The organism is Bacteroides sp. 2_2_4 (assembly GCF_000157055.1).
Lineage (GTDB): Bacteria > Bacteroidota > Bacteroidia > Bacteroidales > Bacteroidaceae > Bacteroides > Bacteroides ovatus.
On record NZ_EQ973358.1, the window covers coordinates 521,712 to 536,462 of the forward strand.

General features: G+C 38.1%; 10 protein-coding genes. 6 read left to right on the plus strand and 4 right to left on the minus strand.

Annotated features, from left to right (window positions below; translation table 11 throughout):
* Nucleotides 1-40: 40 nt before the first annotated feature.
* On the minus strand, nucleotides 41-922 hold the full coding sequence (bla, locus tag BSCG_RS17345) for a class A beta-lactamase, subclass A2 (RefSeq protein WP_008775626.1): 882 nt from the start codon (nucleotides 920-922) through the stop codon (nucleotides 41-43).
* A 263-nt stretch (nucleotides 923-1,185) separates the two neighbouring features.
* Between bla and BSCG_RS17340 the strand changes: the two genes are divergently transcribed.
* The gene (locus BSCG_RS17340) at nucleotides 1,186-2,931 is read left to right on the plus strand and encodes an SWIM zinc finger domain-containing protein (RefSeq protein ID WP_008775627.1); all 1,746 of its coding nucleotides are present in this window, start codon (nucleotides 1,186-1,188) and stop codon (nucleotides 2,929-2,931) included.
* A gap of 86 nt (nucleotides 2,932-3,017) precedes the next feature.
* Nucleotides 3,018-3,905 carry a HEPN domain-containing protein gene (locus tag BSCG_RS17335; RefSeq protein ID WP_008775628.1) on the plus strand — a complete coding sequence of 296 codons (888 nt, stop codon included), beginning with the start codon at nucleotides 3,018-3,020 and terminating at the stop codon, nucleotides 3,903-3,905.
* 82 nt (nucleotides 3,906-3,987) lie between these two features.
* Here the strand turns inward: BSCG_RS17335 and BSCG_RS17330 are convergent, their stop codons facing one another.
* A complete protein-coding gene (locus tag BSCG_RS17330) occupies nucleotides 3,988-4,974 on the minus strand; it encodes an IS30 family transposase (protein WP_008775629.1) in 987 nt (328 codons plus the stop codon).
* A gap of 737 nt (nucleotides 4,975-5,711) precedes the next feature.
* On the opposite strand from BSCG_RS17330, the gene BSCG_RS17325 reads away from it, so the two are divergent.
* Nucleotides 5,712-7,802 (plus strand): BT4734/BF3469 family protein, encoded by a 2,091-nt coding sequence (locus BSCG_RS17325; protein ID WP_008775630.1) that lies wholly within the window; start codon nucleotides 5,712-5,714, stop codon nucleotides 7,800-7,802.
* A 100-nt stretch (nucleotides 7,803-7,902) separates the two neighbouring features.
* Here the strand turns inward: BSCG_RS17325 and BSCG_RS17320 are convergent, their stop codons facing one another.
* Nucleotides 7,903-8,337: a DUF6078 family protein gene (locus BSCG_RS17320; RefSeq protein ID WP_008775631.1), complete on the minus strand. Its 435-nt coding sequence runs from the start codon at nucleotides 8,335-8,337 to the stop codon at nucleotides 7,903-7,905.
* 261 nt (nucleotides 8,338-8,598) lie between these two features.
* Here BSCG_RS17320 and BSCG_RS17315 point away from each other — a divergent pair, with 261 nt between their 5' ends.
* Genes BSCG_RS17315 through BSCG_RS17305 form a run of 3 tightly spaced genes read left to right on the plus strand, consistent with a single transcriptional unit; the run spans nucleotide 8,599 to nucleotide 14,148 of the window.
* The gene (locus BSCG_RS17315; RefSeq protein WP_008775632.1) at nucleotides 8,599-11,316 is read left to right on the plus strand and encodes a DEAD/DEAH box helicase family protein; all 2,718 of its coding nucleotides are present in this window, start codon (nucleotides 8,599-8,601) and stop codon (nucleotides 11,314-11,316) included.
* Nucleotides 11,317-11,323: 7 nt separating this feature from the next.
* Nucleotides 11,324-12,754, plus strand: a complete 1,431-nt coding sequence (locus BSCG_RS17310) for a class I SAM-dependent DNA methyltransferase (protein ID WP_008775633.1) — start codon at nucleotides 11,324-11,326, stop codon at nucleotides 12,752-12,754.
* Complete coding sequence (locus tag BSCG_RS17305) at nucleotides 12,754-14,148, plus strand: restriction endonuclease subunit S (RefSeq protein ID WP_008775634.1); 1,395 nt, start codon at nucleotides 12,754-12,756, stop codon at nucleotides 14,146-14,148. The genes BSCG_RS17310 and BSCG_RS17305 overlap by 1 nt, the downstream gene beginning before the upstream one ends.
* Here the strand turns inward: BSCG_RS17305 and BSCG_RS17300 are convergent.
* Nucleotides 14,143-14,751, minus strand: a complete 609-nt coding sequence (locus BSCG_RS17300; RefSeq protein WP_008775635.1) for a restriction endonuclease subunit S — start codon at nucleotides 14,749-14,751, stop codon at nucleotides 14,143-14,145. The two genes, BSCG_RS17305 and BSCG_RS17300, sit on opposite strands and share 6 nt — an antisense overlap.

Genomic DNA, 14,751 nt, shown 5'->3' on the forward strand with positions numbered 1-14,751 from the left:
GTTTCAATCTTCATTCGTACCGAATGTCTTTGTCTCCATCTTAATGCTGCATTACATATTCGTAAACGATACGGGAAATATCAGCGATAATTTTACTGTTCGCTTGATTATTTTCTTCAGAATCCTTCACGAAGACAGCTATACTATAAGTACGTCCACCGGGCAAAAGAACGAAACCGATGTCATTACAACCGATTTGTTGTCCTTTCGCATTAAGATCTCCCGTTCCGGTTTTATGGCCTACGGTTACTTTTTTGTCGAGCAACGGAGCAACCAGACGGTCTTGTCCGGTTTGACACTCCACCATTGTTTGAAATATGAAGTCTTTGTACACTTTGGGAAACAATGGCTTCTTACGGAATATTTCCACTAATTCGGCTGCGGCTAACGGAGTAGTCCAGTTTTCATAACATAGGTTCAAGTCTTCGTGCATGGCAGTTTCCGTACCGGCAATGGCACATTCCCGAATTCCTAGTGAATGGATATACTTGTTTACGGCATCCGGACCTCCCTGATAATCAAAAAGAATATCGCAGGCATTGTTGTCACTCTGTTGGAGTGTATATTTTAGCAGGTCGGCAATACTCATTTCAATTCCGCCCTGCGGATATTTATCCCGCAGCGGACTGTAAGTATCCGGCTTTAAATCCGATTTTTTAATGGGTAACTGGGTTTCCAGCGATTGCCTCTGTTTTCCCATATAATCGGCCAATGCTAATGCTTGATGAAACTTGAATACGCTCATCAGTGGATAGTGAATATCATTATTGACAGTTACCGTATCTTTTCCATCAATGATGACGGCTATTCCTATTTCGGCCTTCTTTCCTTTGATGGCTTCTTTCAACTGTGTCTCAAGTTGAGTTTGTCGAGCAAACAGGAGGGTGGGGACCAAACAAAGAAATACTATGAATGAACGCATAATCAATTTCTCTTTTAACGGGTTACTAATTCTCTATTGAAATCATATTTTCTGTTGAAGTCACAAAGGTATAAATAGTAATTGCCTTTGCAAATTCTCATTCAAAAATAGTGATGTCGGATAAGAAATTCCTACTTTTGTGAATAAATTGATAAGTGAATAGATGCTATGTTAAAATGTCAGTCGACATTGTTTCAGCATGTAACATAAATACAGAAGGAGATACGAACAAGAGGGTTATATAAAAGAGTAAAATATTCATTATGATTACATTAGATAATTTTGAGAGCTGTGTGCCATATAGAATATTAGTGCGCGGAGAAGAGTATTATGAAACAGGGGCTGTTTCTGAATTGGAAGAAGATTCGCCCGGTGAATGGACTGCGACAGTAGAGGGTACGGAGAATTATAACGTAGAGATATCTATGGACGGAAAAGAAATAGAGTCTTGGTACTGTGATTGTCCGTATGATGGGGAGATTTGTAAACATGTAATAGCCACCTTACTGGCAATTCGTGATAATGAGAAAAAGGTGAATCGCAGTGCCTTTTCCAAGATGAAAGTAGAGGTAGAGGAAGCCGTCGTTATAGATGAAACTGTGGACATACAACAATTGCTGTCATTCGTTAACCCACAAGAACTTTCACAATTTATATATGAATATGCCACTATGCATCCTGAGTTTAAAACAGCCCTTTTGAATCGTTTTATGGCTAAAGAGTTGTCTGCAACATCAAAAGAAAAGGATTACAGAGTAGAGATTCAGAAAGTGTTTAATGACTCTTATTATAACAAAAAGCCTCGTTATCATAATCGTTATGATGATTTTGACTGTGATTGGGAAACTGTTTTCAATCGGATGGACACTTTTTTGGAGAAAGCAGACTTCTTTTTGAATGTGGGAAACATAGATACTGCTATTGATATAGCTCTTCAAACTCTTCGTTCAATCGGTGAGAATTATGAGGATGAACTTTTGTATAATAATGATCTCTATCCTTCTGATTATTGTGAGCAGGCAGGAGATTTGCTGATAAAAGTAATTGAGCACCCTAAGACCACCCAAAAGCAAAAGACAGCGATTCTTCAGGAACTAGGTCAGCTGGCTAAACTATCTACTTATCGTGATTATGACCTTTATGATATAGACGAATTGCTGATGCAAATAAATCTTTCCATTCAACCGGCAGAAAAAGCGTTGGAATTGATTGACAAACTCTTGGAAGAAAGAAAAGATACTTACGACTTATATCAAATCGTTCTTCGGAAAGTCAATCTGTTAACCGAACTGCATGAAGAGCAAAAAGCAGCTGATACGATTCGTCAATACCTTTATTTAACTGAAATTCGAGAAATGGAGGTGGATAAATTGATTGCCAGTTGTCAATATGATGAAGCTATCCGTTTGCTGAATGAAGGAATAGAGATTGCGGAAAAAGAAGAACATATCGGAACCATAGAGGAATGGTTGAAAACTAAATTGAGGATTTACGAGATGACTCATCAAACTTCTGAAGTCATTAATACATGTCGTTTATTGTTTGTGTCAGGTGGGGATAAGTTAGAATATTATAGGAAACTTAAAACTCTTGTTCCGAAAGAAGAATGGAAGAGCTTTCTGGATGCAATGATGGAAGAAACTCATTTTAGTGAATATTTTTCTTTTGGTGCGAATGATGAGGCTGAAATTTATGTGAATGAAAGGGATAATGAGCGTTTGTTCAAATTGCTATCATCAACCAGGTATCATCAACTGGAAGCATTGATGAAGTATTCTTATTATCTGAAAGACACTCATTCGGAGCAATTGATTGCTATATATACCTCTTTGTTGAATGATTACGCAGAACAAAATGTGGGGCGGACTCATTATGAATTGATAGCACAAGCGTTGTTGTGTGCAAAGAAACTTAATGGGGGACAGGCGGCAGTGAAAACGTTGGTTGCAGAGTTCCGGATAAAATATAAACGTCGTCCGGCAATGATGGAAGTATTGACGAGGTTTTAAAATACTTAGTTATAAGTTTTTTTGTATCTCTGTTGTTTGGGGATGACAAAGTTCGTACCTTTGTAAAGTTACAAATAAGAATGATAATGAAGAAGTCTATAAAACGTTTACCCAAACGTACACAGGAAGAATTGACAGTCTTGCTGGATTTAGTGTGTAAAAACATCGAGAATTGTCAGATGGTTATCCTGTTCGGGAGTTATGCAAGGGGAAACTATGTTTTATGGGACAGTAATATCGAATTTGGTGTTCATACTTCCTATCAGAGTGATTACGATATTCTTGTCGTCGTGACCGGACAGACTAAATATGTGGAAAGAAAATTGCACCGTATTACGAATCAATATCATGATTTGTTTGCTGGTCGTCGTCATGCTTTTCCACAATTTGTTGTAGAACATATTAATACCGTAAACCGTAATCTGGAAATCAGCCAATATTTCTTTACGGATATAGTAAAGGAGGGTGTTATGCTTTATAATAGTGGCAAACACGAATTGGCAAAACCGCGAAAGTTGAGTTTTAGAGAGATTCGGGATATTGCGCAGAGTGAATTTGATAGGTTGTATCCTTATGCGTGTGACTTTTTGGGTGTTGTGAAGGAATATTTCATGCCTAAAGAACAATATAACTTATCAGCTTTCATGCTTCATCAGACTTGTGAAAAATTATACTATACTATCCTGATGGTTTTTACGAATTATCTTCCAAAAACTCATAAAATTAAAGAGCTTAGTGGGATGGTAAAACGTTTCTCACAGGAATTGACCACAGTCTTTCCTCAAAATACGGATGAAGAGAAAGAATGTTTTGATTTATTATGCCGTTCGTATATCGAGGCTCGTTATAACAAAGATTTCAGTATCTCAAAAGAACAACTGGAATACCTTATTGCCCGCATAGATATTCTGAAAGATATTACTGAACGCTTGTGTAAGGAGAAGATTGCGGAATATGATACAATGCCTGAATAATTGCTCCCTGTGAAATAAGTCGGTGTCGCATTTATAACTTGAACTTGCTGAATTCAAGTTGTAAATGCGACACCTCCTTATTTTATAAGTTCAATTTTTTCTTGAGTTGCTTCATCTTTCTAAAAGTTTGTGCCTCTTTGGGGGATAAAAATCCCAGTCTTTTTCTTGGTCTTTGATTTATTTCCAATGTCATTTCCTCTATATATTGGTGTGTAATATATTCGAACGAAATTCCTTTCGGTATATATTGTCTAATTAATCCATTTAAGTTTTCATTAGCCCCTCTTTCCCATGGGTGATGTGGTTTTGCAAAGTAAAAATCGATCCCTAATTCTTTAGCAATATATTGGTGGTCTGCAAATTCGGATCCATTGTCTGATGTAATTGTATGTATTCGTCCTTTATAGGGTCTCAATAGTTGCACGGTTGCTGCCGCCACATATTTAGCTTCCTTACTTGGCAACTTGTATGTCCATAGCCATCCAGTTTTCCTTTCATTAATTGTAAGAATAGCCCCTTTATTGTTCTTTCCAATAATAGTATCCATTTCCAAATCTCCCCATCGCTTTCTTTTCTCCACAATAGCAGGTCTTTCTGAAATATCCTTGCGATTGGGAATACATCCTCTACTATTATGCGCGGAACCTCTCTTTCCATGCTTCCGCCCCTTTCTTCTAAGTGACCGATATAAGTCTCCGCCTTTTCGTTTATCCTCCCAGATCCACTGATAAAGCCTCTCCACAGAAACCATTGGGAAGCCTAGACCCTTACATCTACCTACTATCTGCTCCGGACTATAATTCAACTGAACCAGCATGGCTTCAGCTCTAGCTTTGACACACATTGTGAGTTTCTGCGGACGAATACGTTGCTCTTTACGACGTTCGTAACGATACTGTGCATAGTCAGCATCATAAGAGTCTGTGGGATTCCATTTATTGCGACATAACTCACGATAAAGGGTACTACGATGAATACCTAGCAAATGGGCTATTTCATCTTTTTTAATTCCTGCTTGCAGATACGCTTGTAATTCGTATCTTTGTCCTTCGGTTAATTGTTTCATCATGTGACTGATTTGGTAGGAGATTGAGGGAGCAAGATAGAAACTTTATTCCAAGGGAGAAGCAAGATGAAGAGTTTTTTCATCCGCTTCTCTCTAAAAATATTTTTCTACACTATCTTCTTACTCAACTGTCGCATTTATAACTTGAACTCAGGCTTAGGCTCTCTATGAAATGAAAAACAAAATATATCTGTCATCTGTCACAGATTATAATCTAACTTGCAGAGTATAAGTACTTAATGCTGTGACAGCACAAGGTGACAGCAGTGTGATAGCAATAATGCTGTCACCTAAAAAAACAAATACAAAATAAAAACGCTGTTCGAAAATGAATAGTATTAGCCATAAATGGATAAGTTGTTCATTTTATTACCCCCGTACTTATGAATTGTGTCCTGCCTTGAAACCAACAGTTTCAAGGTGCGAAACTGTTGGTTCTGCGGTTTGAAACTTTAGTTTCATACGCTTGAAACTCTAGTTTCAATTACTTGAAACCATTGGTTTCTCACCGATGAAACTATAGTTTCCTTTAGCTGGAACTGTAGTTTCAAGCGGAGAAAACTAATTTGCCCCGTAATTAGGTGGTGACAATCCCGTTTCTTTCAGCTAAAGAGATGCTTGATATATCAATAATTTTCTGTATTAAAAACTTGTTTTCTTTGCCGGTTTCGGATATTATGACTAATTTAGCAGTCTCAACGATCACAAAGGCGCTGACAAAACAATTTATTATCAAATTAATGAAAATTACTCAATTTCGTAAGAATGAAGATACGATAGCGCTCAGCGTAATGGATCTTGATATACTGGTAAATAAGATAAAGACAGAAATAAAATCCCGTCCTGTTTCTACATTCAGAGAACATCTGCGATATACCCTTTCCGATGAACGGTGTATGTTTGCCGATAAACTGCCCAAGATAATTCCTTCCGCTGAATTCCGTAAAGTAAACGGTCAGAAACAGATGAAAAACTACAACGGTATTGTAGAACTGACCATCGGCCCTTTATCCAATAAGTCGGAAATCGCTTTAGTGAAACAAAAAGCCTGTGAGCAACCACAAACCCGTTGTGTTTTTATGGGTTCAAGTGGTAAAACAGTGAAAATATGGACTACCTTTACCCGACCGGACAACTCCCTTCCCAAAACACGGGAAGAAGCGGAACTATTCCACGCCCACGCCTATCGACTGGCTGTAAAGTGTTATCAACCCCAAATCCCGTTCGATATACTTCCCAAAGAACCGACCCTTGAACAATATTCGCGATTATCCCACGATCCGGACATCATATATCGTCCGGGTTCAGTCCAGTTTTATCTCTCTCAACCATCATCAATGCCCGAAGAAACCACTTTCCGTGAAGCGGTTCAGGCGGAGAAATCTCCATTGACTCGTGCCGTACCGGGATATGATGCGGAAAATGCCTTCCTGATGCTTTTCGAAGCCGCTTTTCGGAAAGCTTATGCCGATCTCCGGGAAGCGGGGCTCGAATTGAGCGAAGACACATGGCATCCTTTAGTTGTTCAACTGGCTAAAAACTGTTTTGCTTCGGGACTTCCACAAGAAGAAGTCGTGAGACGTACTGTTTTCCACTTCTATATGTATAAACAAGAAGAGCTTATCCGGCAAATGATTGGCAATATATATACCGAGTGCAAAGGCTTCGGCAAGAATATCAGCCTAAGCAAAGAGCAGCAACTCGCCTTGCAGACTGAAGAATTTATGAAACGCCGCTATGAATTCCGCCATAACACCCAAATTGGTGAGGTAGAATATCGTGAAAGGCTTTCTTTCCGTTTCCGCTTCAATCCTCTCGACAAACGTGCGCTGAACAGCATTGCTTTGGATGCGCAAATGGAAGGTATCCCGTTGTGGGATAGGGATATTAGTCGTTATATTTACTCCAACCGCGTGCCTGTATTCAATCCGTTGGAAGATTTTCTCTACCGGCTTCCTGCTTGGGACGGTAAAGACCGTATTCGTGCATTGGCAGCCACCGTTCCTTGTAAGAATCCGTATTGGATGGATTTATTCCACCGTTGGTTCCTCAATATGGTTTCTCATTGGAAAGGAAGCAATAAAAAGTATGCGAATAGTGTTTCGCCCTTACTTGTCGGACCGCAAGGGACACGTAAATCCACCTTTTGCCGGAGCATAATGCCTCCTTCCGAGCGTTCCTACTATACTGACAGCATTGATTTCTCCCGAAAGAAAGATGCCGAACTTTACCTCAATCGTTTTGCGCTTATCAATATCGATGAATTTGACCAGGTGAGTTCGACACAACAAGGCTTTCTGAAACATATTTTGCAAAAGCCTGTACTGAATGTGAAGAAACCTCATGGCAGTGCCGTGCTTGAAATGCGTCGGTACGCCTCATTCATAGCTACAAGTAACCAGAAAGACTTGTTGACCGACCCTTCCGGCAGCCGTCGTTTTATTTGCATCGAAGTGACCGGAGTGATTGACACCAACCGTCCGATAGACTATGAGCAGCTTTACGCACAAGCTATGTACGAATTGGAACATGGCGAACGTTACTGGTTCGACCAGGAGGAAGAAAAGATCATGGTGGAAAACAACCGTGAATTTGAACAAGTCCCGCCGGAAGAGCAACTTTTCTTCCGTTATTTCCGTGCCGCACAGCCTGAAGAAGGGGAGTGGTTGTCTCCAGCGGAGATTATGGAAGATATTCAAAAAGGCAGTTCAATCCCGATGTCTGTCAAGAGGGTTAATTCCTTCGGAAGAATACTGAAAAAGCAAGAAATACCTTCCAAACATACGCGTAGCGGTACACTCTATCATGTTGTAAGACTAATAACCAGGTGACGGCAAAAATACCATCACCCTGCTGTCACCTCTTGCTGTCACAGTCTTATCGGTTCATTACTAAACTATTAACTCCTAATCTGTGACAGATGACAGCAACTTACCAAATATATTCTTCTGTGTAACGTTGGTAAGTTGGTTCTTCTTTTATTCCTTTATTACGGAATAGCTGTTTGATGTAGGCTTGGTCTTTAGGCATAAGCCCCCGTTCTCCACGATAGAACCGATAATATCCCGTTTTTCCATAGTGTCCGACCATTTGTATTCTGATACTGACCGCATCTTCATAAGGGATTCTGTCAAGCAACCGTTTTAGTCCCCACGCCACATGAACTTTGACAGCAGTCTTGAAACATTCGCATTGGTTTCCATCCGCAGGATAACGTGCCGGATTAACGATGGAGATATAAAGATAGTCGGCTATTTTATCTTGCGTAACTACGTGGCGCAAGCATTTCGAGGCTTGTGGACATTGGTCGTTGAAACACCGGGAGAAATTGTAGGGGACAGACGGGCTGTCGGATTCTTCTTTCATCTTGTAGGGTTTATTTTATTTGTGAGATACTGTTGTTTATATGTTAATATACGGGAAAATATTCTTCGCAAAAGTAGGGCTTTATTTTGGGAATGGGAAGTGTTTGGGCAAATATTACTAATATGCAAAGAATCTTTTATAGAGAAATTGTGTTGTGATGTATCAAAAAATCTCTATTTCTTTCTCATATTCTATATTTTTACCTATTTTTGTAACTTCCGATAATATAGCCTTATCGGAAGTTACAAAAAAGACACACACATGAAACCGGAAGAAAAGGCTCGAATAATAATTGACCGTATGCTTAATGATGCGGGTTGGGAAGTAGTTGATAGAAATCATTATTCTCCTGAAGTATCTGCTATAGCAGTCGAAGAAGGCTTGCTGAAAGGTAATCGTGAAGCTGACTATTTACTTTTTTTAAATGGTAAAGCTGTTGGCGTATTGGAAGCAAAGAAAGAATCTGTGTCAATTTATTCTGAAATTGTGGCAGACCAGGCTGAAAAATATACTAGAGGTGTACCTCATTGGTGTCAGGCTTGGATGAATCCTTTACCTTTAGTTTATTTGTCAAATGGAAGGGAACTGTTATTCAGAGATACCCGTGAAGTTGATTCTGAATATATTTCTTTGAATAAAATTCATTCTCCTAAAGAAATAGTAAAACTATTAGGACTTAAAGATGATTTTGCAGGACTTCCAACTTTAAAAAGGAAAGGATTAAGGGATTGCCAGTATGAAGCAATAACAAAATTAGAAAATAGTTTTCGTAGCGGGCATGATCGTGCATTGATGGTTTTGGCTACGGGAGCGGGAAAGACTTATACCGCATGTTTGGCTGCCTATCGTTTGTTGGCTTTCACTTCAATGAAGAGGGTTTTGTTTCTTGTTGACCGTAATAATCTTGGAAAACAGGCAGAAGGAGAATTTGGAACATTCCGTTTGACAGAAAATGGTGATCCGTTTAATACCATATTTGGGGTAGAAAGATTGAAAACCGCGAAAATCCCAAATGATGCCAATGTTGTTATCGCTACTATACAGCGTTTATTTTCTTTATTGTCCGGAGACGATTTTATAGATGATGATAATGAAGCGGATTATGTTGTCGACGGCACTAGAAATATGAATTTGCCAGTTCATCCTAACTTGCCCCCGGATTACTTTGATTTGATAATTATTGATGAGTGCCATCGCTCTATTTATGGTAGTTGGCGAAGTGTGCTTGAATATTTTAGTTCTGCAAAAATGATTGGGTTAACAGCTACTCCTGCTGTTGAAACATTAGCCTTCTTTAATAACAACTTAATAGTGAACTACACTCTTGAAAAGTCAATAGTTGATGGTGTCAATGTTGATTATAGGGTGTTCCGTATTAAAACACAAGTAACCGAAGATGGCGGTGCAATTCGCGAGGGGGATATAGTACGTAAAATAACCCGCTATACAGGTAAAACTGAAAATATCGAAACACAGGAAACGACTACTTACACAAGACGGGAACTGAATAGGAGTATTATTAATCCTGCTCAAATAAAGTTGATTTTAGAGACATATAGAGATTCGGTTTATACAGAAATGTTTAATGATCCCCAAAGAGAACCTAATTTTGACTATTTACCTAAGACATTAATATTTGCTTTGAATGATGCTCATGCAAGTAATATTGTTAAAATAGCGAAGGAGGTCTTTGGACGTGAAGATGATACGTTTGTGCAGAAAATCACTTATTCGGCTGGAGATAGTAATGAATTGATACGTCATTTTCGTAATGATAAGGACTTCCGTATTGCTGTAACTGTGACTTTGGTTGCTACTGGAACAGATGTGAAGCCTTTGGAAGTGGTGATGTTTATGCGTGATGTCGAGTCTGACTCTCTTTATACTCAGATGAAAGGTAGGGGAGTACGTACTATTGGTGATGAGCAACTTCGTAATGTTACTCCAAATGCTCATAGTAAAGATTTATTTTTCTTAGTCGATGCAGTGGGAGTAACAGAACATGAGCATTATGTAACAACTTCTGGAGTGGGAAGCAATGCTGAAACATTGTTGTCTTTAAGGCAACTTTTAGAACGTATCTCTCATGGTGAACTGCTGGATGAACATCTGCGATTGTTGGCTAGCCGTCTGTCAAGAATACATAATAAGGCAAATGAAGAACAGAGGAATGAGTTTATAAGATTGGCTGGTACAGATATGCGGGATATGGCATCTCATATATATGAAGCTTTGGATAATAATCTATTGCCGGAATATGTGAATATAAACGAACCGAATTACGAACGGAAAGGCTTGGTACGTCCTCTCGCTATTCATCCCGATGCCCGTGAATATCTGTGTATTCTGAACGCCGGATTTGTCACAATTTTAATGCCTGGTGAAGATACATTGATTGAGAAAGGATTTTCCATAGAGGAAGCTCATGACACGACTCAGGCGTTTGAACAATATGTAAATGAACACAGGGATGAGATAGAGGCTTTACGTATTATTTATAATAATAACGGAGAACCTATCACTTATGCAATGCTTAAGGATTTGGAGAATCGGATGAAAATGGAGAATTACAAGTTTAATCCTTCCCAATTATGGAATACATATTCTATTATTAACCCTTCCAGTGTAGTACATTTTGGGACGAAAGAAGAAAAAGAAGCTTTGACTAATATTATTCAGTTAGTCAGATATGCTTATCATCAGGTGACAGAGCTTCGTAGCCTGTCATCAATGGCTGCCCAACGTTTTGAATTGTGGTGTGGGCAGATACAGCGTACAATGACTGAGGCTCAAAAGAATACTATCCGTCAGATTGTGAACTATATTGTAGCGAATGGTTCTTGTACAATAAAAGAAATAAAGGAAGATGATAAAACAATAGCGCTTCAGATGATACGTAAGTTTGGTACTATAGCAGCGGTGAATGAGGCTATTGTTTCATTATCTCAGTTTTTAATTTATAATAGAAAAGTAGCATAAAATTAATATGGCAAAATCAAATTCGAATGAGCAAGGTCTGACTAAAAAGGTCTGGACACTTGCCACTACGTTAGCGGGTCAAGGTATTGGATTTACCGATTATATAACCCAACTGACTTATTTGTTATTTCTGAAAATGGATGATGAAAACGTTAAATTGCTTGACGAAGAATCAGCCATACCTGAAGGATATCGTTGGGAAAACTTGATAGAATTAGATGGTCTTGATTTGATAGGCCAGTATGAAAATACATTGAAAATACTGAGTGAGCAGGATAATCTAATTGGTACTATCTATACGAAAGCTCAAAATAAAATAGATAAGCCTGTATATTTGAAGAAGGTCATAACAATGATTAATGAGGAGCAATGGCTTATAATGGATGGTGATGTTAAGGGGGCTATTTATGAAAGTATTTTAGAGAAGAATGGGCAAGATAAAAAGAGTGGTGCAGGTCAGTATTTTACTCCTCGTTCTCTTATATCGGCAATGGTTGATGTAACGCGTCCTCAGATTGGGGAAACGGTTTGTGACCCGGCTTGTGGAACTGGTGGCTTTCTTTTGGCAGCTTATGACTACATGAAAAAACAATCACAAGACAAAGGCAAACGGGATTTTTTGCGGAATAAAGCTCTGCATGGTTCGGATAATACTCCTTTGGTTGTTACATTAGCTTCGATGAACTTGTATCTTCATGGTGTTGGTACTGACCGAAGTCCTATTATATGTCAGGATTCATTAGAAAAGGAACCTGATATACTAGTGAATGTCATTCTTGCTAATCCGCCTTTTGGAACCCGCCCTTCTGGCTCTGTCGACATTAATCGAAGTGATTTTTATGTTGAGACGAAAAATAACCAATTGAATTTCTTACAACATATAATGCTTTCGCTCAAAACAGGCGGACGTGCAGCGGTTGTTTTGCCTGATAACGTACTGTTTGAAGGGGGCGCTGGAGAAGTGATTCGTAAGAAACTACTTTCAGAATTTAATTTACATACTATTTTGCGTTTGCCGACTGGTATATTTTATGCTCAAGGTGTAAAAGCTAATGTATTATTCTTTACAAAAGGTAGTGGTACGAAGGATATTTGGTTTTATGATTATCGTACGGATGTAAAGCATACATTGGCTACTAATCCAATGCAAAGGCATCATCTTGATGATTTCGTTTCGTGTTATCATACGGAGGATATAAATGCTCGTGTAGAAACATATAATGCTGAGGATAATCCGAATGGGCGTTGGCGTAAATATACTTGTGATGAAATAATAACTCGTGACAAGACTAGCCTTGATGTATCTTGGATAAAACAGGGCGGAGATGAAGTAGACTATTCATTATCAGAATTAATTGATATTCTCAAAGAGAAAAGTGATAACATAAGTAAAGCGGTGGCTGAACTTCAAAAATTAATGGCAAATATCGAGGACTAATGGACACAAAGAAACTACGGCAGAAAATATTAGACCTCGCTATTAGAGGAAAACTTGTCCCACAAGATCCAAATGATGAACCTGCATCTGTTTTACTTGAACGTATTAAGGAAGAGAAAGAACGTTTGATAAAGGAGGGGAAGATAAAGAAAAGTAAGAAAACTGTTTCTTCTGATACGTACCATTATGAGAACAAATATTTGCCGAAAGGTTGGACTATTTGTTCTTTGGATGATTTAGCTACTTTTGGGGGAGGAAAAACGCCCTCAATGGATAACAGAAAGTATTGGAATAATGCTAAGCATCTATGGATAACATCAAAAGACATGAAGTTTGCTCATATAGCAGATTCCTTGTTGAAGATTTCCGATGCAGCATTAGATCAAATGACAATTTACGGTAAAGGCACATTATTAATAGTGACAAGAAGTGGAATATTACGTCATACATTCCCCATTGCAATTTTAGATACAGAAGCGACCGTTAATCAAGATGTAAAGGCGATTTCATGTGTTTTATCACATATTCACACATACTTGTATTATGTGATAAAAGCTCAAGAGCAGGTGATTCTTAAAGATTATCATAAAGATGGTACTACCGTTGATAGTATAGATTTTGATAAATTTAAGAAGTTGATAGTACCATTACCTCCATTATCTGAACAATACCGTATCGTAGAAGAGATTGAACATTGGTTTGCTTTGATTGACCAAATAGAGCAAGGAAAAACCGATTTACAGACAACTATCAAGCAAATTAAGGGTAAAATCCTTGACCTCGCCATTCACGGCAAACTCGTGCCTCAAGACCCGAATGACGAATCTGCCATTGAACTGTTGAAGCGCATAAATCCCGACTTCACACCTTGTGATAACAGACATTATACGCAGTTGCCTAATGGTTGGGCAGTTTGCAGGCTTGATCAAGTTGCAGACGTATTAGACAATTTACGGAAACCTATTAATTCAAATGAACGTAATTTACGAATAAAGGGTAAACAAATAGATAGGTTGTACCCTTATTATGGTGCAACAGGTCAAGTTGGACTGATAGATGACTATATTGTAGATGGTCATTATTTATTGCTTGGTGAAGATGGCGCACCTTTCCTTGATAAAAATGCGATTAAGGCATATTCTATAAGTGGAAAAAGCTGGGTAAATAATCATGCTCACATCCTATCTCCCAAAATTGATTTTGAATTTCTACAATACTCACTTAATCAAATTGATTATTCTGAGTACGTAAATGGAAGTACACGCTTAAAACTTACTCAAACCGATATGCGTTCTATAAGATTAATGTTACCTCCATTATCTGAACAAAAACTAATTAAGGCTAAAATACAGACTTTATTTTCTCAATTGGACATGATAATGGGGAGCTTATAAACTCTCCATTATCATATCTAAAGTGGTGAAAATCATTTCTATTTTATCGATTATCCGCTTCTGCTCAGAAGACGGTGGTAGGTATATAGGCATTAATAAAAATTTATCAAGAATCAGATTGTGTAAACCCGTAGTCTGTGTTTGCATCAATCTCATAGCTCCTGTCTGATATATAGCCAGAATATAATAGTACAAAAATTTGCTTAATATGGTGTTGCTATACTTTATTCTTAATACCATTGTAAAATTACTGAATGAAAAAACGCCACCTTCACCTTCATAGAGTATTGTTCTTCCTACAGGATTATTATCACTACCGCCTGATTTCTCTACAATTAAATCACCATTCATTAAATGGCGTTTAGTAAAAGTTCGTTGTTCAACATCAATATATTCGATATTTGAATAGTCTAACTTAAAGTCTTTTGTAAAATTTGCATTGCGTATAACACCCACATGGACAAATGGTTCTTTCTTCCCTTTCCACAATCCATTGATGTTTTCGCATAAATCTTTAAGTGTAGTAGTACACCAACCATTAGGCAACTGCGTATAATGTCTGATATATTCTATTATATTGTTGCCGTATTCATTATAAATCAA

Excerpts from the sequence above, each read along its gene's own strand:
- bla (WP_008775626.1), bottom strand. The coding sequence starts at position 922 with ATGCGTTCATTCATAGTATTTCTTTGTTTGGTCCCCACCCTCCTGTTT.
- BSCG_RS17340 (WP_008775627.1), top strand. The coding sequence starts at position 1,186 with ATGATTACATTAGATAATTTTGAGAGCTGTGTGCCATATAGAATATTA.
- BSCG_RS17335 (WP_008775628.1), top strand. The coding sequence starts at position 3,018 with ATGAAGAAGTCTATAAAACGTTTACCCAAACGTACACAGGAAGAATTG.
- BSCG_RS17330 (WP_008775629.1), bottom strand. The coding sequence starts at position 4,974 with ATGATGAAACAATTAACCGAAGGACAAAGATACGAATTACAAGCGTAT.
- BSCG_RS17325 (WP_008775630.1), top strand. The coding sequence starts at position 5,712 with ATGAAAATTACTCAATTTCGTAAGAATGAAGATACGATAGCGCTCAGC.
- BSCG_RS17320 (WP_008775631.1), bottom strand. The coding sequence starts at position 8,337 with ATGAAAGAAGAATCCGACAGCCCGTCTGTCCCCTACAATTTCTCCCGG.
- BSCG_RS17315 (WP_008775632.1), top strand. The coding sequence starts at position 8,599 with ATGAAACCGGAAGAAAAGGCTCGAATAATAATTGACCGTATGCTTAAT.
- BSCG_RS17310 (WP_008775633.1), top strand. The coding sequence starts at position 11,324 with ATGGCAAAATCAAATTCGAATGAGCAAGGTCTGACTAAAAAGGTCTGG.
- BSCG_RS17305 (WP_008775634.1), top strand. The coding sequence starts at position 12,754 with ATGGACACAAAGAAACTACGGCAGAAAATATTAGACCTCGCTATTAGA.